Genomic DNA, 24374 nt, shown 5'->3' with positions numbered 1-24374 from the left:
TAGGTTAATTAGAAGCAAGCTTCTAATTAACCCCGCTCGACTTGCATGTATTAGGCACGCCGCCAGCGTTCGTCCTGAGCCAGGATCAAACTCTCCATTAAAGACGTTACAAAGTAACGTCAACCTGTTTCATCTTCATCCACTCCAATGAGAAGAACCGAAGATGAAACAATATAGAAAGAGCGATTAGCTCATTTTGAAACTGACGAGATAAAACATCTCATTTTTGCTTCCATTTCATACAGCCAGATGGCATGTACCAAAATTTCAGCATTGGATTTTATAAATAAAATCCGTACTCACTCGTTGTTCAGTTTTCAAAGATCAAATCAACAGCCGTTTAACTGGCTGGATATATAATTTATCACGTGTATACCCAACAAACAAGTTGTAATATTTACCAGAAAATAATTTGTGTTTCTACTCGGTGCAATTTTTTACTGAACCTCGCCTACACATAGTGCTTTGTCTATAACAACCGAAGATATAAACGTTATAAATCATAAAAGCAGTAGCTCTTTATTGCTGGAGCTGCTGCTTTCGCTTTTTTTATATGAAAACCTGAAATGAACGCTTAGCTTAAAGCTGTAGCTAGATCTTCTATCAAAAGTTCAGCAGGTTCATGCCCCACAGCCAAGCGGATTAGCGATTCGGGCATGTGTTGTTTTTTTAGACTCAGCTTATTGAACCCGTAGTTTGGTGAGATTACTTGGCTCTCCATAGCCCCCCACGATACACCGATCCGAATCAGTCGCAGTTTATTGATCACTCTGCATATATCCTCATAACCCGAATCTTTTAGTTCAAAGCTGAATAATCCACCATACCCTTTAAGCTGTCTACATGCCAGCTCATGCTGTGGGTGAGAAGGAAGTCCAGGATGATTTACTTTAGAAATGGCCGGATGATCTGATAGAAAACGAGCAACCAACAGAGCATTTCTTTGATGGGCTTCCATACGAAGCGGGAGTGTTCTTAGACCCCGAATGAGTAGCCAGGCTTCAAAAGGGGCTAACGAACCGCCAATTAACTCATATTCTTCAGCATACATACGATTTATTATCTCTTTAGAAGCGATTACTGCCCCTGCAATTAAATCATTATGCCCCCCCAAGTACTTCGATGCGGAGTGAACGACGATATCAACGCCCCATTCTAATGGTTTTTGGAAAAGGGGTGTAGCCCATGAATTATCTATGATTGTGCGGATACCCTTAGCTTTGGAAAGCGAAGCTACTTCCTGAATATTTACCATATCGAATGTAAACGAGGTAGGAGACTCCATAAGAATAGCACGGGTCTGCGGTTGGATGGCATTAGCAACTGCTTTCGTAGAAGTCGAATGTACAATGGTATAGTTTATATCGAACTTCGTTAAGTATTTGGCTAGGCTGACGGAAGTTTCATATATGTGTCCGACCAGAATCAGATGATCCCCTGCGGATAAGCTACACATTAGAGCGGCACTGATAGCAGCCATTCCGGAGGCAAAGCACTTGCAGTCCTCCCCACCTTCCAGCGCAGCAATCATTTGTTCTGCAATCCGAACGGTAGGATTGGTTCCTCTCGAATAGACATAATGCTCCTTTTCATGATTAGCTGCTTCAGCATAATCCTCGTAGGTATCAAAGAAAAATGGAGCAGTCTCATAAATAGGAGGAACAGCAGCCTTAGCAAAATACCCTAGTCTGTCCTCAAACCCAAAACAGATGAGCTCATCTGAGAAACTCAAACCTGATCACCACTTTCTGAAAAATTCCAAACCCATGAAGGTAGTCTCCTCAATCAAGGACTCAAATATTCTATAAGTCAAATTGCTTTAGACCTGTGCTGTTTAATTTTCGAAACTGATCAGGTTTCCACATGTCTTTCACTAAGTATCCAATTCATAAAAATAGCGTATATTTTTGGATTGCAAGGAAAAGATATGCTTTATCAAAAAAGAGGGGGTTCACTTGTGTTAACACGTTGGATTAGAAGTGTTCTGAAACCTGGAAAAAGGTACACACAGGATATCGAAAAATCCAAACAGCAAACCGCTACCGATCCAATCCATTCATCGTTATCCCATACTCTTTCTTTACTTAAATTAAAACTTGGGCAAGGTCCCGATTTTGTCATTCGTGATTTTTCCGAAAGTCCTGTACATGCTGGCCATCTCGCCGTTTGTTATATTGAAGGACTGATTGACCAAAACTTGCTTTCCGATTTAATGGAGAGCTTGATTACAGAGATGGGCTCCGCAGATACTTTTATGTTTAAGGAAAATACTGCAGCTTCTTTGTTAAAAAACACAATTCCGTCTGGAAATATTCAAATGATACATTCGCAAAATGAAGTATATCAAGCCATCCTCTCCGGGAATGCTGTCATTGTCATCGACGGAAACAACTATGCATTGGTAGTTTCCATCGCAGGCGGAGTAAGACGGGCTATTCAGGAACCCAGTACTCAGACCGTAGTACGGGGTCCTAAAGAAGGATTTACGGAGGATATCTCAACCAACATTACACTGATCAGAAGAAAATTGCGGACACCTGACCTTAAATTTGAAAGTCATGTTATTGGGCGATATACACAAACCAAAGTCATGTTAGCTTACATTGAAAATGTCGCTAATCCAGAAGTCATACAGGAAATTACAAAACGGCTGCAATCCATTGATACAGACAGCATACTTGAAAGTGGCTACATCGAAGAATTTATACAGGATGAACCACTTAGTCTCTTTCCCACCATGCTAAACTCAGAGCGTCCGGATACAGTCGCAGGTAGCCTTTTAGACGGACAAGTAGCTGTCCTGGTTGATGGGACGCCATTCGCTCTGAGTGCACCTGTAACCTTCTTTAATTTCTTTCAAACGGCGGAAGACTACTACCAGAGATATGACATTTCAACTTTTTTAAGGGCTCTTCGTGTAGTATCTTTTCTAGTCTCATTGTTGCTTCCCTCTCTATTTATAGCCTTGACGACTTTCCAACAGGAAATGATCCCCACCACGCTGTTGATTACGCTAATGGCTCAACGGGAAGGAACTCCTTTTCCTGCATTATTGGAAGCTTTAATGATGGAATTAATGTTTGAAGTGATTCGTGAAGCAGGTGTGCGAATGCCACGGGTCATCGGACCAGCCGTTTCTATTGTAGGAGCTCTGGTTATAGGACAGGCGGCGGTGCAAGCCGGACTGGTCTCAGGTGCAATGGTGATCGTTGTTGCCTTCACAGCTATATCGAACTTTGTCATCCCGTATTTTGCTATGGCTTCAGCGGTCAGGTTGTTGCGTTTTGCACTTATGCTACTGGCGGGGGCTCTAGGCTTATTTGGTATTCTGATAGGAATTATCCCCCTTCTAATTCACCTTGTATCTCTCAAGTCATTCGGAGTTGATTATTTTGTTCCCTATAGCCCCACCTTTAAAACTAATATGAAGGACCTTATCATCAGAGTTCCGTGGTGGGCTATGAAAACCAGACCTAGCGAAAAGTCAGGCCATAACCAGACAAGACAGGCAGCTCACCAATACCCTGCTAGTTCGGATGATACTGAAGGTGGTCATAAGCCTGATACCCAAAAATAGGAGAGATCAATGGTGCGGCAATTAAGAGTTAGTTATGTTCTGTTTATTGCAGGGTTTTTACTTACAGGGTGCGTAGATCGAACAGAATTGAACGAATTAGCCATCACAACAGCAACTGGAATTGATGGACATAAGGGCGACTGGATCAATACTTATCAAATCATCATTCCATCAGCCATGACGACTGGCTCAGGTGGTACTTCCTCGGGGGCATCGCAAAGCGCTGTACATACCTTTTCTACACACGGAAAAACATTGAGAGAGACCGTTACGAAGAGTACCCTGGAATACCCACGCAAACTATATTTTGCCCAAAATAATATACTCGTTATTGGAAAAAAAGCAGCAGAACAAGGCATTGAAGAGATTATTGATATTTACCTCCGCAACCTTGATTCACGAGAAACTGTAAAAGTATTCATTGCCAACGGAGAGGCTCGTAATTTTTTAAAAAAGCTTGTACCACCAGAGAAAATTCCTGATCAAGCTTTAGAAAAGATTATAGAAAGAGATAGCAAATTAGCATCAATTTACCCTGCAATATCCATGTATGAATTCATTTCGAAAATTAGCTCCGATAGTGCAGCCGGAGTTCCAGAAATATCTCTTGAGGGTTCCGAGCCGGAGAAACTAGAATCTGTTGATGTTTTCAAGGAAACCTCCGCCAAAAATAAACTCAAGTTATCGGGCTTAAGCATTTTTCAGAAAGACAAGAGAGTCGGCTTCCTAAATGAAAAGGAAAGTATAGGGGTTTCATGGTTAAACAACCAGATTAAAAACACTACTGTAAACTATGTGGATGGGAATGTTACGTCCGCTTTTCTCATCCGGAAAGCCAAGGTTAAGGTTACGCCAATCAAGAATTTAAATCATTATTACCTCAACGTTGACGTTAAAGCTACCGGGGATCTTCTGTCAGCCTCTTCGCAAAGAGAAATGAAAGATATGCAAAGTGTAGGTCAATTGCAGATGCAAGCAGCAGAAACGATCAAACTGCAAATTCAGGAAGGCTGGAAAGCCTTACAGCAAAAGAATATCGACCTTATTGGTGTTGGAAATAAAATTCATCACAAGTACCCAAAAGACTGGAAAAAAATAAAAGAGACATGGCCTGAAGAGTTCGCAAACATGGATATAAAAATAGGTGTAAAAATGAAGCTTGCACGTCCAGGATTATTCGAAAAATCTTTTAACGAACTGTTGAAATGAAATAAACAGGGAGAGGTGAAATGAAGTAATGCGTCAAAATACAATCCGAGTATCCGAGCTGATCATTTGTATGTCTTTATTTGAAGTTGGAAGTACAACTTTGTTTTTAATGGGGGCTGAAGCAAAGCAAGATGCTTGGTTAGTCATGTTGATAGGAACATTAGCAGGACTTCTTCTGCTAATGCTCCATCTTGCTATTCACCATCAAGATCCTGAATTAGATTTGTTCATGTTGTTTCGCCGTTACACAGGGAAATATGTCGGTACACTCATCAATTTACTTTTTGTGATGTATTTTACATATGAAGCTTCTCGGAACATACGCGATTTAGGCGAGGTGACCGTAATGACTCTGCTCCGCCAAACCCCTTTGTGGATCATCATCTTGATCACAATCGTGGTTGTATCCAACACGGTTCGTTACGGCTACAAAGCATTTTTCTTATTTTGCTTGTTCCTTTTCCCTTTTTTTGTACTTGGATACGCCATAATTAGTATATTAATTCCGGCAACTGGTCTCTTTCACTTGGAAAATTCCCTTCCGGTTTTAGAGGAAGGATGGAACCCCATATTTAAAGCCGCTATTCCTGAGCTTATCTCCTTTCCATTCGGACAAACTGTGTTATTTCTTGTATTTTATCCGCTTGTACATAAAGGCCGGAATCTCACAAAACCCGTTTCCTTTGCTTATATAATGACCGCACTTGCTCTAACATTTGTTAATCAATTGGATATTTTTGTTCTCGGACCCAAGATCGCCGCAAATAGCACACTTCCTCTTTTGGAGACCGTTCAGTTGATTGAATTAGCAGATCTGTTCGAACGAATGGATGCCCTTTTCACCTTGCTTCTTTTTCTTGGCTTGATCATCAAAATGTCTTTATTTTTTAATGGTGCCGTAATAGGACTTGAAAAAATAACCGGAGTCGGATTTAAAAAATGGATTCTTCCCCTTGCAGCACTTATTTATGGTCTTTCTTTTTTGTCGCCTAACTATATTCATCATATGGTAATCGGCCGAAAATTTGTTCTTAATTCCTGGTTTCCTATTTTTCAAATTTTCCTTCCTTTGTTACTGTTTACCTTTATTGTTATTAAAAAAAGAAAAAAGACAAATAAACAGTCCTCTTCATAAGGATACGGTAGTTCAATACTCCGAAGTTATGCCTCTATCTCAGCAGCTACACCATACACGGTAAGAAGAGCAGAACTATAGTATGCCTATCATTCAAGTATTCAGCCTCTTTTATTGTGCTTTTTCTATTTCATCGGCACGATGTGAAGTGTCCCATCCTCGCTAAACTCTGCATAGGCAATCTCGTCGATACTATCATATCCCTGCTCTCGCACCTTTACTTTAATCTGTTCAATATCGATTGACTTCCCACGCATAGATTCATTTAGCAACCTTCCCTTATCAATGACAGTAACAGAAAAAAGGTCAGGCTGTGCATCGATTCCCATATCCTGAGCGGCGGGTGGCTCGTATTCGGGTTTGCGCATGACTGACAATGAGCCGTTCGTCTCTAGAGTGGCGTACCAGACCTCACGCAGAGAAAAAATATTTTGCTGGCGTAGCATGGAGAGTAGCTGTGTAAATTCTATATCATATTTCTCCAGCATTTTTTGATTAACCTGCCCTTTATCTACGAGCAACACTGTTCGACCTTCTGCCATATATCCAAATTTCACAAAATGGGTCGTCGCTTTCTCGAAAAAGTAGGCCAGCGCGCACCATAGTGCTAGAGCAAACAAAAGATGCCAGATCGTCAGCTTGTCGTCATATAACGTATTCCCTACAATTTCGCTTAATACCAATGATGTCAAAAAATCAAGTGGTGTTAACTGGCTGAGTGTTTTTCGGCCTGTAATAAAAGTAATAAGCCATAGGCCAAAAAAGCTGATGATCAATTTGACACCAATCGTAACAAATACCTCCATATATATACCCTCCGAAAGAAGTTATTTCTCTTATGGGTTATTTACACTCGTATACTTCTGTATAAACAGAGGCTTATTCCATTCCTAAAGTTGTCCGAAAAAAAGCCCGCCGCCAGATATAGGCAGCGAACTTTTTTTAATTACGGCTATTATATATTCTTTGTTTTCGTGTATTCACATAATTATCTACTTTTCACCAGCAGCTGAATTGCTTCTTTAACCAGCTTATCTGTATCTCCTCCAGCTTCTCGCTCTTCCAATATACAACGTTGCAGATTTTCTGCTACAATTTGGGCTATTGCTTTATCTGATGCGTTGCGTACAGCTGATAGCTGGCTGACTACATCCTTGCACGACTTTCCCTCATCCATTAAACGAAGCACCCCACGCACCTGGCCCTCAATCCTTCTCAAGCGCGTTTTCAGTTCATCACTGTAATTGTAATCCATAAGCAATGCACTCCTTTTCTGACTTACCATATACACGTATAGGTATATTATAAACCAAAAAAGTAAATAGAATACCCTAAATAAATAGATTCACCTTCCCCTGTGAAGCATCCCCCAAGTAGGCGGCCACTCCAGCATACTCCAGACCATCTATTAGCTCTGCTTGCTGCAGTCCTAATAGATCCATTGTCATGGTACAAGCAACGAGCTTGATGCCCTGCTCTCGTGCCAACTCTATAAGCTGCGGCAAGGAAAGCGCATTGTGCTTTTTCATGACATGCTTGATCATCTGTGGACCGAGTCCGGCAAAATTCATTTTGGATAGCCCAAGCTTTTTGGGTCCACGAGGCATGATCCAGCCAAAGGCTTTTTCGAGCATTCCTTTATTGGAGCGTATGAGTTCATCCTTACGCAATATATTTAGTCCCCAAAATGTAAAGAAAATAGTTACTTCATGATCATATGCCGCCGCTCCATTCGCAATAATGAATGCAGCAAGTGCCTTATCCAGCTCACCGCTGAATAATATAATCGTTGTTTTGGGCTGAGCTTGCTCTTGATTCTCTGCATAAGTTCCTGCTGCTGTACTCATATAGAATCGCTCCCCATTGTTTCTCCTGCCCAGTCGGATATGCCTGAAAGCACAGATTTGACGTTTTTAGCTCCTTTGTCTGCCAACAAGCGGCAGGCCCTTTCACTGCGTGCTCCAGCTTGGCAGATCACTGCGATCTCTTCTTCCAAGTTAAGTTCAGAAAGTCTGTTCTCCAGTTCGCCAAGAGGGATATGTTTAGATCCAGGGATATGTTTAAGCGCGAATTCGGCGGGTTCACGAACATCGAGCAAAATGAAGTTCTCTTTTAAAGAACATTTTGCTTGTAGCTCTTCATGGCTTATCGTAGAAGAAAATATTTGCTCCTTCTTCACTTCAGCCGGATTTGCTTTGCGTAAATAATGTCGCATTACATCTCCTTCTTGGAGAGTGCCCAAATATTGATGTCCAGTGTTTTTAGCCCAGCTCTGAAAATCGGCTAATGAACCTTTGTCAGTCGCTTGAACCTCCATAATCTTTCCGGGAACGAGGTCATTCATAGCCTTTTTTGTTTTTATAATAGGCATAGGACAAGCTAGCCCTTTGCAATCAAGAATATGATCTGCTTGGATATTGTTAGTTGATGACATTCTATAACCTCCGCCTTTTTTTGTTGGGTTAGTCTAGCACTATTTTCTTTATACATATACCCCTATGGGTATAAGAATAACGAGACTCGCTTCCCTTGTCAACCTAGTTAGCTCCTTTCGCTCAGAAACTAACGAATTTATGCCTTGTACTAACTAAAAGCAAACAAAAAAAAGCCGCACAAAAGCGCGACTCTACTGCATACATAAAATTAATCGTCTATTTTCATCAGTTCTGGTAGATCCAGCGACATCGAGATATTACATAGCATGCCTCTGGCCAGAAAAAGCATCGTTTTTTCCATCGCATGTTCGATATCTGCCTGCCGGAAAGCATTATAGACCGTCGTATGGATCTCACGTAGCCCCTGTTGCATCACGGTTACAACCACATCCTCACGGATCGTCTGCGCCTGCATTTGTAAGAGTATTTCATTGCGATAGTCCATCATAATTTGCGAATAGGCTGCAATCAGTTCTTGCTCTAACTGCTCAGACGAAGCCGACTGAATAACCTGGTGAAAAGAGTTTATGATGCGTGCAAATGAAACCTTCAACGCTTCAATAAGCAAAGCTTCCTTGGTAGCAAAAAAGCGGAAAACATAGGGCTGAGAAATATTTGCCCGTTCCGCAACTTTGGCTGTTGTAGCTCGGTAGTAACCCATTTCCGCAAAGACTTCGATAGCAGCAGATATGATTTCCTTTTGGCGATTTATTGATGTTGATGTAGCTTTAGCCATATTTTCTCATCCTTTGTTTATCACATTTTCCTAGTAGTGATTAATCAATTACTAAATAGTATAAATGTCACACTCTAAAAATGCAATGAACCAGAAAAGTCGCCTCCCTAATCATGATGGAAACGACTCTTTTGGCACACTCCATTATGGCGTCATCGTGTTAAAGTAAAACCGAACATAATTGACCTTTTGCGTTTTGGTTTGATAAGAAAATACTAAATAATAACTAAGATCTGACGTGTTGTTGATCGTATAATTAGCTTCTGCTGTGCCGGATGTGTCTTTAGAGGTGTCAATTGTTTCTGTGGGCTGGCCTAGTTCGCTAATAACTTGTTTAATAAGCAACTTCTTATATTGTGGATCGTAAGAAGTAATTTCTGTAACTTTGTCACTTCCATCCAGTATGAGATCTGTATGATATTTAGCGTAACTTCTCATAGGGCCTGTAGAACCAGAATCGGATTTCCCCCATAGCTCGAACAACAGATCGCTGCTCGTTCCTAGACCAAGACCTTTAGGCAGATTGGGCAACGTCCCCTGCTTGGCTGCGCTCATTATAGCAGCTGCGGAGCTGTGTTTACTGTCAGGTGTGGCTGTACTACTAGCAGGTTTCTGCTGTGTCGAGGTTGAACCTTGATCAGACTTTTTTCCAGGTTTCTTGGAATTTTCTGCATCCGCACTAGGCTTACTGATATCTGTATTCGTCTTGTTATTGGGAGTATCTTGCTCATTAGTATTGATATCTGTGTTCTGATCTGTTGAATTACTGGCAGATGGTGTGGCTGATTTTGTTGTAGATGGAGCAATTGAGCTTGCTTCTCCACTATTGCCGCATCCTGTCATTACAGCAAAACCGATTGCTAATAAAGCGCTGGTAGTGACTAGCTTGCAAGCTAACTTTTTACGATTGCGAGATTGATGTATAGGTTTCATTATGAGATCACTCTTTCCTTGTTCTTGAGTACAAACCAAGTGTAACCGAACCTCGTTTCGAGAATACCTCTACTTGTATCCAACTTGTAAACAATAGCGTTATAAATCTCTAATACATCCTACCTGCGATCGTAAGCGCCTAGCTGTTGTTTAGAAAAGGCGTAAGGGGAGTCACTCTTCTTCAACCATATATTCCCTTTCACAATAAAAATGTATATAGCAAAAACAAAGTAGATTGTGCCTGCAATCCAGTCTATTGCCGTAGGAATGTCTCGCTTTACAATTTCATGGATATACCAGATTCCGACAGGGACATGCAGGAGAAATGCCGTACACAAACCGGGATTATATACAGTTTTTGCTTTGAGATTGACAACAATTCCGTGCCAGATGACCTGAAAAAATCCCATCAAAACAGGTGCGAGTCCAAGCCAGATTACGTGGGGAAACCAGACGGGGAGTAGATAAAATACATAGGCAATTGCCACATTAATGATCATCGCTGATTGAGTGTTCAAGGGGTAATGATCCGGGGCTTCACTTTTAAACAAAACATTGTTAAATAAACCCGCAAAATATCCGGGCCAGCGGTATTCTTCAAATTGGTGAAACAAAATAGCCACAAAGCTTAACCACAGTATGCCTGATAGATCCGATAAGATGGCTGAATTCATAAGCAAAACAATACATACAGCCACTCCAATGATGCCTCCTGCATCTTGCCAATATTTTCTCAAAAATTCCATGGTATTCACCCCTGAGATTTATTTTTGATCAAAATATCTTTCAAACAGCAGGTTTAATTGTTCCTCTATTGTAGGCATTTCCACAACTGCTCCAGATTCAAGAATTGGACTCATCAGTGCAGGCAGAAAAATGGCTCCGAATATTTGCAGCATCATAGCTAACAACCGCTCTGGCTGTTGCTCACCTGTTAGCTCCTTGATTGTGTTCTGGACCTTTGGAAACCCCATCATGTTTAAAAATCTTCCGTATTCCTGTTGAGATGTAAAGGGCGTGCTGCCCATCACAATAATTCGTGATAGTAGCTCTGGATATTGGCGAATGACCTGTAAATAGTTAAGTAAAAATTGTTTCAGTCTATCTTGCGGGGGCATCGCTGTATTGTCCAAAACAGAAAATGTGTGCTGAAAGCTGTTTAGGATCACTTCGATAGCTTCGCTGAGCAAATTTTCTTTGGAGCCAAAATAATAATTAACTAGAGAAATATTAGTACCAGACAGGTCAGCAATTTTTCGGATTGTAACCGCCTCGAAACCTTTCTTTTGGATAAACTCCAGCGTAGACTGTAGAATTTTTTCTTTGGTCTGTTGTTTTTTGTCTGGGTGACTCATCTTTTTCCTCCTCCTGTTTAGTTTAATCCTAAAGGACAAATGAAACGGACTACTTTAAGCAAAACAACAATTTAAGTAAAAATTAAAACGATATTTAAAACACTGTTTAAATTATTGTTTGAACTTAGCTTAGCACTTTACATTTCACAAAACAAGTAAAGATATGAGAATTAGGCTATGAAAAAACCCGCAAAACGAATCAGATCGTTTGCGGGTTGAGTGAAGTGAGATTAAGAAAAGACTAAACTAAATTGTCCAATTTCCTTTGCGGAACACAGCCTCTGTGCTTCCGTCTTGCAGTTCACCATCAATATCCAGCTCGGCTGAGCCGATCATAAAGTCAACATGAGTCAGGCTGACATTGGCACCGTTCTGGAGTAGCTCCTCCCGGTTCATTTGTGTCCCATTTTCGATATTAAATGGATACGCACTGCCTAGGGCCAAGTGACAGGAGGCATTTTCGTCGATACCTGTATTATAAAAGATGCGATTGAGATTGGAAATCGGTGAATCGTGCGGCACCAGGGCAACTTCTCCCAGATAGCAGGCCCCTTCATCTGTAGCGAGCAAATGAGTGAGATGCTGCTCGCCGGATTCTGCTGTATATTCGGTGACCTTACCGTCCTTAAAGGTAAACGTAATGCGATCTACCAGTTGCCCATTTAAATTAAGTGGCATGGTACTTGTGATGTGGCCATTGACACCTGTACGCTTAGGCATTGTGAACACTTCTTCTGTCGGCATATTTGCCACAGTATAAATTCCTTGGGCGTTTTCGCCGCCACCACCACGCCAAATATGTCTTTCGGCCAATTCAATTTTCAAATCTGTTCCTGGTGCACGATAATGGAGGCTTTTATAGTTTTTATGATTCAGCTTGTTTTGTAGCTGTTCGAGATTGTTTAAATGTCCCTGCCAATTTTGAATTGGATCGGAGCCGTCTACACGATTCATTTGGAAAATCGTATCCCACATGACACGAATTCGGTCCTCTTCTGCTATATCGGCAAATACTTTATCTGCCCAAGCCTTCGTCGGCGCTTTAATCAGGCACCAGCTAATCTTAGCATTCCGCGTATAGTGAGCATAGCCTTCTCTCGCCGTAGCCGCCGCCTTTGTTGCGCGTGAAACGTGTTCCGGGTCAATACCTTGATATAAATCCGGGTTCGGCACTTTAATCGTTAGCGTAGCTCCACCCTCTTCGGCGAATTTCTCCATCATGTCTGCTTTCCAAGCAGGATAGTAATCAAAGCTGGCTTCGTCACCATGTTCAAAACGACTGCGTGTAATGGAATCGTCCTCAAACTCTACCTGTACATATTTAGCGCCTGCTTCATAGGCTTTGCTGACAATCAGGCGTGTAAACTCAACAGTTTCCAGTGGTGCAGTTACCAACAACGCCTGTCCCGGCTGAATGTTGACCCCTACTCTTACGACCAGTTCTGCGTATTGCTCCAACAATGATTCAAATGTACTCATTTTTCCACGCTCCTATTCCGTTTTGATTACACTAAATGATTTCATCACTATAGTACGGATTGCTTCTCCAAATCACGCAGCTCTACTCTCCGTATTTTGCCTGAGCTGGTTTTAGGGAGTTCCTGGATAAACTCTATTTTTCGTGGATATTTGTAAGGTGCCGTCCATGTTTTCACATGATGTTGCAGTTCCTTCACTAACTCCGGTGATCCTTCTACTCCGGCTTTGAGCACGATGAAGGCTTTTACAACATGTCCACGGATTTCATCCGGACTGGCTACCGCTGCACATTCCTGCACAGAATCATGCTTCATCAGCGCTTCTTCTACTTCAAAAGGACCAATGGTATAGCCAGAACTGATAATGATATCATCACCGCGTCCTTCAAACCAAAAATATCCATCCTCGTCCTTTCGAGCCCGGTCTCCTGTAACAAAATAATCTCCATGCACACTAGCTAATTTGCGTTCTGGATCATGATAATACGTATGAAACAATGCCGGCAGATCAGCACGCACTGCAATATCGCCCACTTGCCCTGGAGCCAGCGGAATACCATCCTCGTCTACGACCTCAACAAGTCCCGGTGCAATAGATTTGCCCATCGAGCCTGTGCGCAGAGGTGTGTCTCTTAGATTTCCAATAATTAACGTACTCTCGGTTTGGCCGTAGCCATCACGAATCGTAATGTTGAACTGCTCCTGAAACTTGTTGATAACCTCCTGATTGAGCGGCTCCCCCGCAGAAACTGCGCTGCGCAATAGGGATAGATCGTATTGATCCAAACCATCCATTTTTGCCATAATTCGATATTCAGTTGGCGTACAACATAACACTTGGACTCCGTATTGCTGCAGCAACTGCAAATAACGACCCGGACGGAACGAACCATTATATACGAATCCAGTCGCCCCATTTCCCAGTACCGATAAAAACGGACTCCAAATCCATTTTTGCCAGCCAGGTGCGGCTGTGGCCCATACTATGTCTGAAGCTTGAATGTCCAACCATGGTGATGTTATCCGCAGATGGGCATATCCCCAGCCATGGCTATGTACAACAGCTTTAGGATTTCCTGTGGTACCCGAAGTATAGGCCAGAATGGCCATGTCGTCACGGTGTGTCTTCACAGCTTCAAAAATATCTTCTTGTCCTTCCATCAGCTCATCCAGCACAAGCCAACCAGGTGCATTTGCTGTGTGGTCCCCGGGGACTACAATGCGGTGAGCCAAAGCAGGCAAATCATCACTTATTTTATCTACTTCACCTGTTACTCCGGTCCAGGCAATGACTGCACGCGCTTCCGAATGGCGAAGGCGATATGCAATATCCTTGGCCCGCAGCATTTCTGAAGATGGGATGACAGCAAGCCCCAGCTTCAAGCATGCCAGATAAATGACATATGCAATAATACGCCGTGGTACTACGACCAGAACTCTATCTCCTTTGTTAAATCCCAGACTTGCAAGTCCACCAGCCAGCCGATTTGCCTTTTTCAACAGCTCTCCGTAGGTGATTTCTTCGTATTCCCCTGTCTCACTTAACCACTTGAGTGCGGTCTTACCAGCCTCATGGTGTTCCATTTCCGAAGTCATATTGTAATATTCAGGCGCAAGCCATTGTTGCTGATCAGTCAAGTTATACCTTCCCCTTTATACATAAGATAAGAGCAACTTCCTTTATGTAGTATAACACGTCTTAGTACCAGGTTCTAATACCAGAATTAATTTATTTGGAAAAAAATAAAATTTGTAAAACAAACGACAAAAAGAAAGAGCCTGAATACAGACTCTTTTCTTTACTATTATTGTAATCTACAACTCAATGTCTACCACTGTAGAAGCCGCTTCCTGCCCGTTTACGAGCAGCACAATTCGGTGCGCTCCCGCATAATGACGACGAGTTGTCAGGTCTGCGAACCGGTGTGTTCGTGTACCCGTTAGACGGGTTCCTCCAGGGACCGTTTTGTCAGAAAGCAAAAACAGTTTGCGTGAAACTTGTCCTCTCGCCTTTACAAAGTCGATGCCATATTCGATGCGAACTCGTACAGGTTCACCTTCTCGAAGCTGAAGCACATAGCTCAGTTCACTGTGATCCCCGATCTTTAATACGGCAGGGTCTGTGGTGAAAGAGGCTGCTGTGACCAGCGGCACCCCATCCGTATGATCTGCATAGCCGAACATGGCCATCACTTCAGGGATGGATTTGCGAATCAGGGATCGACAGCCATGACGCACAATCCAGTCGGTATCAGGATGTGCGCCCTTCCACCGTTGAGCCGTTGCGATGACAATATCGGGATGATCCTTGGCAATATCGTTCAGGTTGTTGGCTACACTTTTACGTACATACAATGATGGATCGGCCTTCAGCAGTTCTAATACAGCCAATACCGGAGCAGGATCACGTTTGAAGACAGGCAGCGCCTGTCCCCAAGGCAGCCGTGGACGACAACCTTCGCTGGCAAGACGGCGGACGTGTTCACTGGGGTGTCCCGCCCAGGTCATCATCTGCCGCATCATCCGTTCTGGTTCACGCAGGAGGAAGGGTCTCACAGCGAACTCCGCAGAGGATTTTGATGTAAATCGCTCCAGTGCATTCATGGACAGGTCCCAATGCTCTTCTCCCTGCCCATATACCTCTACGAAATCAGGGAAAAACAAGTACGGAAATCCGCTACAGTACTCATCAATGGCAAATAATATAGAAAGAGCTTCTTCATAACTACTGGGCAAAAACGCCCCTAATGTTAACGAAATACGCCGTATTCGTTCTTTTAGCTCCAGCTCTCCCCATTTTTTATCCATAACTTGATGGATAAATCCGTCAATGTCGAACGGACTGTATGCAGCCTGTACTCTTTCACCGAATAGACGAAGGAATTCCTCCGTGTACATATTTTTTAAGGGTTCAGCCATTGTATATCTCCTTTTAAATATGAATGTAAGCAAGAAGCGATGAACGAACAATATCTTCGTATATGATAACCATAAATCGTGACCCAGCACCAGCACTAAATGGGGTTAAGAGAATGGATATAAGACACATTAAAAAATGCCAAGTCCTAAGATTAGGACCTGACATTTTTCCATAAACACTACAAATCGAATGAGACTTATATTTTGTGTTGGACAAACCAGTCGGTAATGCGTTGCAGTCGTTCCACGCGAAGCTGTGGGTGCCCTTTACGTGAAAGCTCGTGACTCGAAGCTGGGAAACGGACAAATTGGGTGGGCTTTCCCAAACGACGCAATGCTGTAAACAACTGCTCTCCCTGCTCAATAGGGCAACGTAGATCCTGCTCTCCATGTAATATGAGCAGCGGTGTATTGATTTGCTGTACATAAGCCAACGGGGACTGCCTCCACAAAAGCTCGAAATCATCCCATGGATTCCCGCCAACTTCATCTTCCGTAAACGAGTATCCTATGTCACTCACCCCATACATTGACAGCCAGTTAGATATGGAACGCTGGGTCACAGCTGCGCGGAAACGATCCGTATGCCCGACAATCCAGTTTGTCATAAAGCCACCATAGCTGCCTCCCGTGACACCCAGTCTTTCTGGATCGATGAATGGGAATTTGCGTATAGCCTCGTCCACGGCGCTCAGTAGATCGGTGTAATCACGTCCGCCGTAATCTCCAAGGACAACATTGGTAAAAGACTGTCCATACCCTCGACTTCCTCCCGGGTTCGTATAGATGACTACATACCCCCGAGCCGCCAGCAACTGAAACTCATGAAAAAAGGAATTGGAATACATGGCATGGGGACCGCCGTGAATTTCCAAAATGGCAGGATAAGCCTCCCCCTCCTTAAAACCAGCAGGCTTCATCACCCATCCCTGCACGCGTCGACCATCCTCGACCTCCGTCCAGAAGCTCTCAGGCGCACTAATCTCAATCTCATCAAGCAGAGCATCATTCACTCGTGTTAGCCGTTCCTCGGTCCCTGAATGGATCGCAATCCGAAACAAATCGCCTGGTAAAGCGACATTGGTGGAAGCAGCAATGATATGCTGCTCATCCGAAGTAAGCTCGAATTGGTAAATTTCCCGTTCTCCTTGGGTTAAAATTTTAAAAGTTCCATCAAGCGCAAACTGATATACGTGCACATTTCCTTCAATGGTTACCAGCGTATACAGGGATTGACTGTCCGCACTGAAGCGTGGTGGTCCTACATGAAGATGTGAACGCATGTCGCTCATACCCGCATTACCGAGGTGAGCATCAAGTGTCTCACTAACGCATACTGCCGTCCCGCCACTGGAGGGAACCGTATACAGTCGAGTCTGAGTAGCGCCTTTGGCATGACGATCATGACCGTAAAAGGCAATCAATGTACCATCGGGAGAGAATGCAGCGCTCTCGATTTGAAGCTCGGAATGAGTCAGCTTAAACGGTACTGTCGCATTGCTATTAGAAGTCGCAGGAGCTACCGTAAACAAATCACTTTGCTTGCGTAAATCCGTATCCTCTTTGGAATGCTCCGCTATCCTAGCGACAAATAAAATCTGTTGGCCATTCGGTGACCAGACAGGCTCCGCGACATCATAAGCGCCGGATGTCAGTTGAACCGTGTGCCCTGAAGGCACATCAGTTACATACAAGTGATCACGAGTATCTTCACACAGCCCATAGCCGTCGGATTTAGCTTTTGTTCGATTAACTACTCGTCCCTCAAGCTGTGTCTCCTGCTTTCCTGCGTCGCATGTAGGAGTTGACTGGTTCTCAGCAGTTTTAGCTACAAACGATATGTAGGCTCCATCCGGCGACCAGGCTAATGAACGAACATTGTTCCCTACGTGCGTAAGTTGTCGGGCTTCCCCGCCGCGTGCTGGAATAATCCATACCTGACGCTTGCCGTCTGTCGAACGGAGAAAAGCAAGTTGTGACCCGTCCGGTGACCAGACAGGTGTTTCATCTTTCGGTCCATATGTAAAGGGTATTGGAGTTTTACCTTCGAACGGCAACAGCCAAATAGCCGAGTTGTAGTCTGTCCGTTCTTTATTAATACACTGCTCTACGTAAGCAATTTCGCCACTCGTGGGATGAACAGCTGGATCGCTAACCCAGTGAAATCGATATAAATCCTCAGCTGTTATACGGCGTTTGGTTGTGCCAGATTGCGAGTTGCTCAAATAAATCCCTCCTTAATATTGTTAGATTTGTACAACTTCACATTCAATTAATCCGATTAATTTTATATGAATTTAAATATACGATTACGTTACTCTTTTTATGTATCTCTGTCAATTTGTCCAAAACTCAAAGAACCCTCTCTCCGTCACAATGACTCGAAAACACCGCTGCTTCGGTTGCTTTCTTGAGAGAAGGTCATATCTGTTATCGTTCTTCTGTACCGTACGCATTAAAGCCAAGTTCCTCTGCAAGCACAGCCTGCCTGACGATATTTTGGAATTTCTACTGTGAACTCAGGCTTCTCCAGTGATCGTGTCTAATTTCGGTTAGCAGTCTCGGCTTCATTCTTTTCATGGATGTAGGTGGAGAATAATTCAGGATTAACTACTTTACGCAGTAAATGCATCGTCCCGTCCCCTGTTCCATGGTCAAAAGCATGGATACGTTCATATCCCCAACGCTCGTACATGGATAATAAATAGGGATGTTTTTCCGCAGTGGCTAATGTCACTGCAGGAGCTCCAACCTGTTCACGAATAATCGTTTGTTCTACCCAGTTCAGCAGTTTTTTTCCATATCCTTTGCCCTGAGCAGCCGGATCTACGGCAAACCACATCACAAACGGAAGATCGGTTATAAAATTAAGGGCTCTATTTTTTAAATGACTAACGGTAGCCTGGATGACACCATCGACTTCCAGCACATAGCAATCATTATTTTTAATGTTTTCTTGAATGAGAGCGACGTCTGCCTGAGCGGCAGGCCATTTAAGCTCCAACTGCCGAATTGTTTCATACGCCTCATACGTTATATACTGCAATCTTTCTGCATCCTCTTGACGTGCCAGACGATAGATCTCGCTCATAGTTCCCCGCCTCCCTATAGTATTGTAATAATGTGCATAATTTTTTTCAACTAATCCTATCTTTTTAATCAGAAATGAAAGTTAACATAACTGTAGCATGGCTCACCATTCAGCGACAAATTAATTTTTTCTATACCTTCATTTAAAATAACAATATCCCTTGAGGGTTGGAAAGTCTGCAATTCAAATAAAAGCAAAAAAGCCCGAAAGCCGGGCTCCTTTACTTTCTAGACCAATAGAATGCTGTCCCTGTCTCTGGGGCATTCAAACCAACCTGTACGCTGTGTTATTCCGCAGGGGCAACAAAGCTGCGTTTGGCAAACTCGCTGTCCAGCATATAAAAGGCATTGCTGTCTCTTTCAATGCGCTTAAGCTTCTGGATAACACTATCGAACAGAGCTTCCTCTTCGACTTGCTCATCAATAAACCATTTCAAGAAATGGATCGTTGCATGCTCTCGTGCATCGAGGGCCAAGTCAGCCAAATGATAAAATTTTTGTGTGTTTTGCTGCTCATGCTTGTAGCCATGCTCAAATACGTCCAGCATGGAATCGTAGCTATTTTTGGGCTCCGGTAATGCTGCCAATGTAGCGCGTCCTCGACGGTCGTTAATGTATCTATACAGTTTCATGGCATGAAACCGTTCCTCCTCTGCTTGTACCAGGAAGAAGTTTGCAAACCCATCCAGACTTTCACTAGAGCAATATGCAGCCATCGCCAGATATACGTGAGCGGAGTAAAATTCAAAGTTCATTTGCTCATTCAGAGCCTGTGCCAAATTGTCATTCATGTCTTAGGTCACCTCGGTCAGATATGTAATGATGTAACGTTCTTAGTGTACCATGAATTTGATCACAAAAAAACGGACGGAAGTGAATTCAGACACACTCACGTTCCGCCCGCCTTGCTCAACATTTAGTTCACAATCAAGGCTCCAGACCCCAGACACGTTTGTCGTTTATATACAAAGGTGTTTTGTCCCAATCTGTATAAGAGGTCTTGGTTGCATCATAGGAAAAATCGTCACTTTCGTTATAGTTGCTCCAATCCGTCTTGTTCATGCGAATCTGAATATCCCCCGTGTTTTCCCCTGCTGCCAGACTTCCCGCACCGGCTCCAAAGGAGATCTCCAAATAATAATCTGCCCCAGTTACGGCCTTATCCAGTTTCACAAACCGTCCCTGAACATTGCCGCTGCCCAATTGTGCATAATCACAGTGAAACTCCTGCCCCTTATCGCCATCTACAGTATAGTAGTATCTCAGCTTTACGTTTTTCAGATCAAGAGCCTCTTTACCCTTGTTTACGACACGGAAGAGTGGTCGAATCTGGTTATCTCCCGGGTTGGTGTCGCCCACACGGTATTGGGCAATTACATCTCCCTTCGCCGGAATCGGGGCTGCTGTTGGCTTGGCGCTGACCTCAGCAGAATCCGGGCTGGTTCCTAAGGAATTTGTTGCACTTGCTACATAATAATAAGTGGTTTCATTCACCACCCCTGTATCCTTATAAGTGGCGTCAGTTACCGTTGCTACCGTGGTATACGGGCACCACTGGTTGTGGAGCGCTTAACCGTGTAGCTATCAGCACCTGTCGCTTTGCTCCAGGTTAGTGTAACTTGTGCATCTCCTGCACTCGCCTTTACATTTGCCGGAGCTTTGGGAGCTGTAGGTTCGGCTGGTCCACTACCATTAATCAGACGGTCATACTCTGCATAAGCAGTTGCCATATCTACTTGGGACCAGAAACGGTGATACGTAAATTCTGGCGCACCTTTATCCCATTTTTTGGTCTGTTTGTTCCATGAAGTCGTGTATTTGTCTTTAAGATAGGACCATTGCGGATCTTTAGTGATATTAGGGCGGATGTCGCTATAGCTGGAATACGTACCATTCCCTCCCTTGGACGGATCAGACGGTGTAGCTTCTGTGCCTGGGATCGTGTTGCCTTGCCCAGTCTTACCACTCCATCCGCTCGGGATATATACTTCTTTAGTAAAATAACGATAATAATCCTCACGTGCTTCCTTCGTTGTAATTCCTATGCCGTCGTTATAGCCCCATGCTGCATCAAGCAAGGCTTTGGACAGATCTTTGGCTTCCTTGCCTAACTCGGTGTAGTCTCCTTTTTCAGCTTTTGTTCCGGCAGCAAAGAAGGTAAGCGCCTTCACATAACTGCCCAGCACTCCTGCATCCTGTCCTGGATTTTTGGTTACGACATGAAGATTGGCATTTCCTTTATGATTGGCAAATCCGCTCCAGGTTTCAGGCTTTCCACTCCATTCCAGATTGCTCGGCAGCCAGAACTCACCTTTAGCCGCTGTAGTGGCTACCTTCGGATTTTTGCCACCCAGAATACGCTTGCCTTGTGCATCCAAATAGTAACCCTGCGCATCAGTTACAGGCCGTTCGTTGGCAAATACATAGCTCTTGGACCAAGCGATCCAGTTTTCCGTCACTTGTTTAGCCATTTTAAACTGCTCCGACGAAGTGTTACCTTTCTTGGCCAAAATATAGTACAGCTCCGCAATCCGCTCGACAGGCCAAGCCTGCATGCCAAACCAGTTGTTGGACGGTGGATCTTGATATACAGGAGCCCCTGTATAAGCCATGCCATAAAAAGTGCTTGTACCAGATGGATACGCCTTGTAGGCACCATCCCAGCTATTCGTTGCTCCACCTGCAATGGCCCCCTCATCAGATTGCAGCCAAGTGTAAAATTCCAATTGGCGCTTGAGCGAGGTCGCCCAATCCTGTCCAGCCGTAGGTGAATTTGGGATCAATCCGCTATCCTTATCCGATAATGCATATGCAGCAACGACATTCTGGTAGCCCTGATGCGCATGGCTGGCACCAATCCGCCAAGCCCAGTTGCCGCTTTGGCCCAGTCCGCCGCCCCAAGCCGTATACCATGCCATTAGATAAAGACTGGCATCCTTGCCCGTGCCAGCAATCGGACTTCCATTGGAAGCGCTTCCTACTTTCTGGAAGTATTTATCGTACATGCCGTAACGCAAGAAGTCTCCCATCTTTTTCGCTTTGTCCAAATATACCTGGTTGTCATAACCGAGTTCTTTTGCCCAGTACATGGCTTGAACCGCCCGTGCGTCCGCATCCGTGGCATTCGTGTAGCGCCATTGCTGTGCAGGAGCATTATTTTCCTTGGTGAACAGGCTCATGAAGCCTTCATTAGGCTTGCCAAACTTGTGATTATCCTGCGATGGATGCGGTACGGCCTCCCAGACCGATTCCTGTTCCCCACGCTGGAAGGTGTTCACATAGGTGGCCTGATGTGACGGGTTCAGCAGATTGCCAAAACCGTACCAATTGTCTACATCCAGCAGCCAATGCATCAGGTAGGTCTGGTTGTTGCCATAGGTTGCCTTCAGCTCAGAGTCCAGCGGGTCCTTGCCAGCACCATACTGACCACTCAGACGGCTTGGGTACTGATCCGGCTGCGGATATTCTGCGGCATAAGTGGCAGGGCTGTTCGGGTTATAGTTGCTCATTGTAGGTTGCTCTTCCTTACCGTCACCCTCATTAACAGGAATGATATATTTCTCCATGTTGTCCCATGCCGATTCCAAATGACCCCAATCCCCGGTATAATGACCATAGAGAACTTCCAGCCACATCCAATAGCTGTACGCTTCCGAGGTCGTTAAGTGTCCATAGTCAGGAGCCTCGCTCATGAGTGTTTCAACGGAATGATAAGGGATACCTTCTTTTGAAAAGTAACCGCTGGCCGGGTCCTTTAGCTGTTTATACATTTGTAGAAAGCGTGTCGATTCAGGGGTTGCGGCTGATGCACGGTCGGGTTCGGCCTGAAATAAACCCAAGCTTAACGGAAGTACCAAAATGGCTGACATGACCATAGAGACAGATTTTCTGAACACAGATTTTCTACTGATCACTTTTGCATTCATCCTCTCCATTATCAATATTGGCTTTACTTAAAATTTGGTTCCGAAAAACGACAGCACAAAAAGACAGCGCCATCACCTCACTTTCCCGTTATAAAGGTGGAGGACACGCTGTCCATAGCTCCAAATGCTTCACATTGGCCCTGGCAAGAATATACCACACTAGTCGCCAAATGAGAGTCGAAAAATTCTATATGTTTAGAGTTGCACAAGGAAAATTGACGAAATCGATAGGAATCGGTACTATTTCACAAGGAGGCGTTAAAACATGAAAGTGTTGCTGTTGCTTGGCTGTATTGTGATGTTTTTAGCTGTAGCTCTGGGAGCATTCGGGGCGCATGCGTTGAAAAAAAGACTTTCCGCAGACATGATGAGCATATTCCAGACAGGAATTCAGTATCAAATTGCTCACGGTTTGGGTTTGTTGCTGCTGGGAGTTCTTGCAGGCAACCTTGCCCATTCTTCTCTTATTGTAACCGCAGGTTGGGTTATGCTGGTAGGCATTCTTCTGTTTTCCGGCAGTCTGTATGTTCTTAGTGTGTCTGGTGTGAAAAAGCTTGGAGCCGTCACCCCAATTGGCGGGCTGGCTTTTTTGGCAAGCTGGGTCATTGTGATTGTGGCGGTAATACAAGGCTAAACAAATAAACAGAGACTTGGAAAAGTAGGCGCTTCCAAGTCTCCTGAATCATGGTCGAATTATTGATGAATATGAACGCGTCTATGATTTCATTTGCACTTGCTGTGCTTTCTGAGCCGCGATCCGATGACCTTCGATATAGCGTTTGGATTGAGCCATTTCATGCTCCTGAGCAGCTTCCATAATAATATGGACCCCTGGCTTGTACTGCTCCAGCAGTTCCATATATAGAGCATAGTTCATGTCACCAAAACCCGGCGGTACGGTCTCGATCTCACCTGATGATGACAAACGTCGGTCTTTGGCATGTGCTGCGATAATCCGAGGTCCAAGCAGCTGAAAAGCTTCGCGGATGATCTCATCCTGTCGCGCCAGGTTTTCCGTTTTTAGCAAATTACCCGGATCAATCACAACACCAATGTGTGAAGACGGTACTTCCTCCAGAAAGGTAGCTAGCTCTGCTGCTGTTCCGACCAAATGATCGTTAGCAGCCTCCAATCCTACGAATACCCCCCATTTCTCCGCCTCATCTGCTAATTCTCGCACAACTTCTTTTACAACTCTCCAGTCTCGCTCCGAATAAGGGGTCCCATCCTCATTGCGTCCGACTTCAGCTGCAACCATTGGTGCTCCTAACAGACTTGCGTATCGGATCAGCTCTTTGAACCGCTCTACATTTTCACGTAACAATTCCTCATCCTGTACGAAAAAATGCAAATAGCACCCGAGCACTGATATGGATACTCCGTGCTTACGAAATTCCTCAGCGATAGACAATGCCAATCCAGGATTGAACTTGCCTGGTTTATTAAAATCGACATCACTGATCGCTCTCCACGGAGCGAGCTGAACATGAGTAAAGCCCGCTTCACCTACCTTTGCAGCCAACTCGCGATAAGGCAACTTGCCAAACAAATGTGCCAATACACCTACTGTCACTAAAAATC

General features: G+C 44.0%; 20 protein-coding genes, 1 rRNA gene and 1 pseudogene. 4 read left to right on the top strand and 18 right to left on the bottom strand.

Annotation, left to right across the window (positions count from 1 at the left end):
• Both C400_RS0124525 and C400_RS0124520 read right to left on the bottom strand, forming a co-directional pair.
• A 16S ribosomal RNA gene (locus C400_RS0124525) occupies positions 1–101 on the bottom strand; the annotation flags it as partial.
• Between the two features lie 473 nt (positions 102–574).
• Positions 575–1732: a trans-sulfuration enzyme family protein gene (locus C400_RS0124520; protein WP_017428575.1), complete on the bottom strand. Its 1158-nt coding sequence runs from the start codon at positions 1730–1732 to the stop codon at positions 575–577.
• A 225-nt stretch (positions 1733–1957) separates the two neighbouring features.
• Here C400_RS0124520 and C400_RS0124515 point away from each other — a divergent pair, with 225 nt between their 5' ends.
• From C400_RS0124515 to C400_RS0124505, 3 genes are read left to right on the top strand one after another with little or no spacing between them, the layout of a single operon-like run.
• Entirely contained in the window at positions 1958–3577 is a 1620-nt protein-coding gene (locus C400_RS0124515) for a spore germination protein (protein WP_017428574.1), read from the top strand.
• 9 nt (positions 3578–3586) lie between these two features.
• Positions 3587–4786, top strand: a complete 1200-nt coding sequence (locus tag C400_RS0124510; protein WP_017428573.1) for a Ger(x)C family spore germination protein — start codon at positions 3587–3589, stop codon at positions 4784–4786.
• Between the two features lie 28 nt (positions 4787–4814).
• A complete protein-coding gene (locus C400_RS0124505; RefSeq protein ID WP_017428572.1) occupies positions 4815–5921 on the top strand; it encodes a GerAB/ArcD/ProY family transporter in 1107 nt (368 codons plus the stop codon).
• A 125-nt stretch (positions 5922–6046) separates the two neighbouring features.
• On the opposite strand, the gene C400_RS0124500 is transcribed toward C400_RS0124505, so the two are convergent.
• The 15 genes and pseudogenes from C400_RS0124500 to C400_RS0124430 all read right to left on the bottom strand — a co-directional run bounded on the left by C400_RS0124500 (position 6047) and on the right by C400_RS0124430 (position 22742).
• Complete coding sequence (locus C400_RS0124500; protein WP_017428571.1) at positions 6047–6727, bottom strand: YetF domain-containing protein; 681 nt, start codon at positions 6725–6727, stop codon at positions 6047–6049.
• Between the two features lie 182 nt (positions 6728–6909).
• The gene (locus tag C400_RS0124495) at positions 6910–7176 is read right to left on the bottom strand and encodes a metal-sensitive transcriptional regulator (RefSeq protein ID WP_016819043.1); all 267 of its coding nucleotides are present in this window, start codon (positions 7174–7176) and stop codon (positions 6910–6912) included.
• A 76-nt stretch (positions 7177–7252) separates the two neighbouring features.
• Positions 7253–7768, bottom strand: a complete 516-nt coding sequence (locus tag C400_RS0124490; protein WP_016819042.1) for a DsrE/DsrF/DrsH-like family protein — start codon at positions 7766–7768, stop codon at positions 7253–7255.
• Entirely contained in the window at positions 7765–8355 is a 591-nt protein-coding gene (locus C400_RS0124485) for a sulfurtransferase TusA family protein (RefSeq protein ID WP_017428570.1), read from the bottom strand. The genes C400_RS0124490 and C400_RS0124485 overlap by 4 nt, the downstream gene beginning before the upstream one ends.
• 209 nt (positions 8356–8564) lie before the next feature.
• Positions 8565–9092, bottom strand: a complete 528-nt coding sequence (locus C400_RS0124480; protein WP_017428569.1) for a TetR/AcrR family transcriptional regulator — start codon at positions 9090–9092, stop codon at positions 8565–8567.
• A 144-nt stretch (positions 9093–9236) separates the two neighbouring features.
• Positions 9237–10025 (bottom strand): DUF4309 domain-containing protein, encoded by a 789-nt coding sequence (locus tag C400_RS0124475; protein WP_017428568.1) that lies wholly within the window; start codon positions 10023–10025, stop codon positions 9237–9239.
• 119 nt (positions 10026–10144) lie between these two features.
• On the bottom strand, positions 10145–10771 hold the full coding sequence (locus C400_RS0124470) for an HXXEE domain-containing protein (protein ID WP_017428567.1): 627 nt from the start codon (positions 10769–10771) through the stop codon (positions 10145–10147).
• An 18-nt stretch (positions 10772–10789) separates the two neighbouring features.
• Positions 10790–11380 (bottom strand): TetR/AcrR family transcriptional regulator, encoded by a 591-nt coding sequence (locus C400_RS0124465; protein ID WP_017428566.1) that lies wholly within the window; start codon positions 11378–11380, stop codon positions 10790–10792.
• 246 nt (positions 11381–11626) lie between these two features.
• Entirely contained in the window at positions 11627–12859 is a 1233-nt protein-coding gene (locus tag C400_RS0124460; protein WP_017428565.1) for an aminopeptidase, read from the bottom strand.
• A gap of 47 nt (positions 12860–12906) precedes the next feature.
• Positions 12907–14496 (bottom strand): acyl-CoA synthetase, encoded by a 1590-nt coding sequence (locus C400_RS0124455; protein WP_017428564.1) that lies wholly within the window; start codon positions 14494–14496, stop codon positions 12907–12909.
• 177 nt (positions 14497–14673) lie between these two features.
• Entirely contained in the window at positions 14674–15777 is a 1104-nt protein-coding gene (locus tag C400_RS0124450; protein WP_017428563.1) for a hypothetical protein, read from the bottom strand.
• 197 nt (positions 15778–15974) lie between these two features.
• The gene (locus C400_RS0124445) at positions 15975–18002 is read right to left on the bottom strand and encodes a S9 family peptidase (protein WP_017428562.1); all 2028 of its coding nucleotides are present in this window, start codon (positions 18000–18002) and stop codon (positions 15975–15977) included.
• Positions 18003–18319: 317 nt separating this feature from the next.
• The gene (locus C400_RS0124440) at positions 18320–18868 is read right to left on the bottom strand and encodes a GNAT family N-acetyltransferase (RefSeq protein ID WP_017428561.1); all 549 of its coding nucleotides are present in this window, start codon (positions 18866–18868) and stop codon (positions 18320–18322) included.
• Between the two features lie 286 nt (positions 18869–19154).
• Positions 19155–19658: a ferritin gene (locus tag C400_RS0124435; protein WP_013371107.1), complete on the bottom strand. Its 504-nt coding sequence runs from the start codon at positions 19656–19658 to the stop codon at positions 19155–19157.
• A gap of 136 nt (positions 19659–19794) precedes the next feature.
• Positions 19795–22742, bottom strand: a pseudogene (locus C400_RS0124430) (glycoside hydrolase family 48 protein).
• A 316-nt stretch (positions 22743–23058) separates the two neighbouring features.
• On the opposite strand from C400_RS0124430, the gene C400_RS0124420 reads away from it, so the two are divergent.
• A complete protein-coding gene (locus tag C400_RS0124420) occupies positions 23059–23427 on the top strand; it encodes a DUF423 domain-containing protein (protein ID WP_017428559.1) in 369 nt (122 codons plus the stop codon).
• An 81-nt stretch (positions 23428–23508) separates the two neighbouring features.
• Here the strand turns inward: C400_RS0124420 and C400_RS0124415 are convergent, their stop codons facing one another.
• Complete coding sequence (locus C400_RS0124415; RefSeq protein ID WP_017428558.1) at positions 23509–24366, bottom strand: sugar phosphate isomerase/epimerase family protein; 858 nt, start codon at positions 24364–24366, stop codon at positions 23509–23511.
• Positions 24367–24374 lie beyond the last annotated feature (8 nt).

This window comes from Paenibacillus sp. ICGEB2008, from assembly GCF_000307675.1.
Classification (GTDB): domain Bacteria; phylum Bacillota; class Bacilli; order Paenibacillales; family Paenibacillaceae; genus Paenibacillus; species Paenibacillus polymyxa.
The sequence above is the reverse complement of the archived record's forward strand: the minus strand, read 5'-3'. Positions and strand labels throughout refer to the sequence as shown.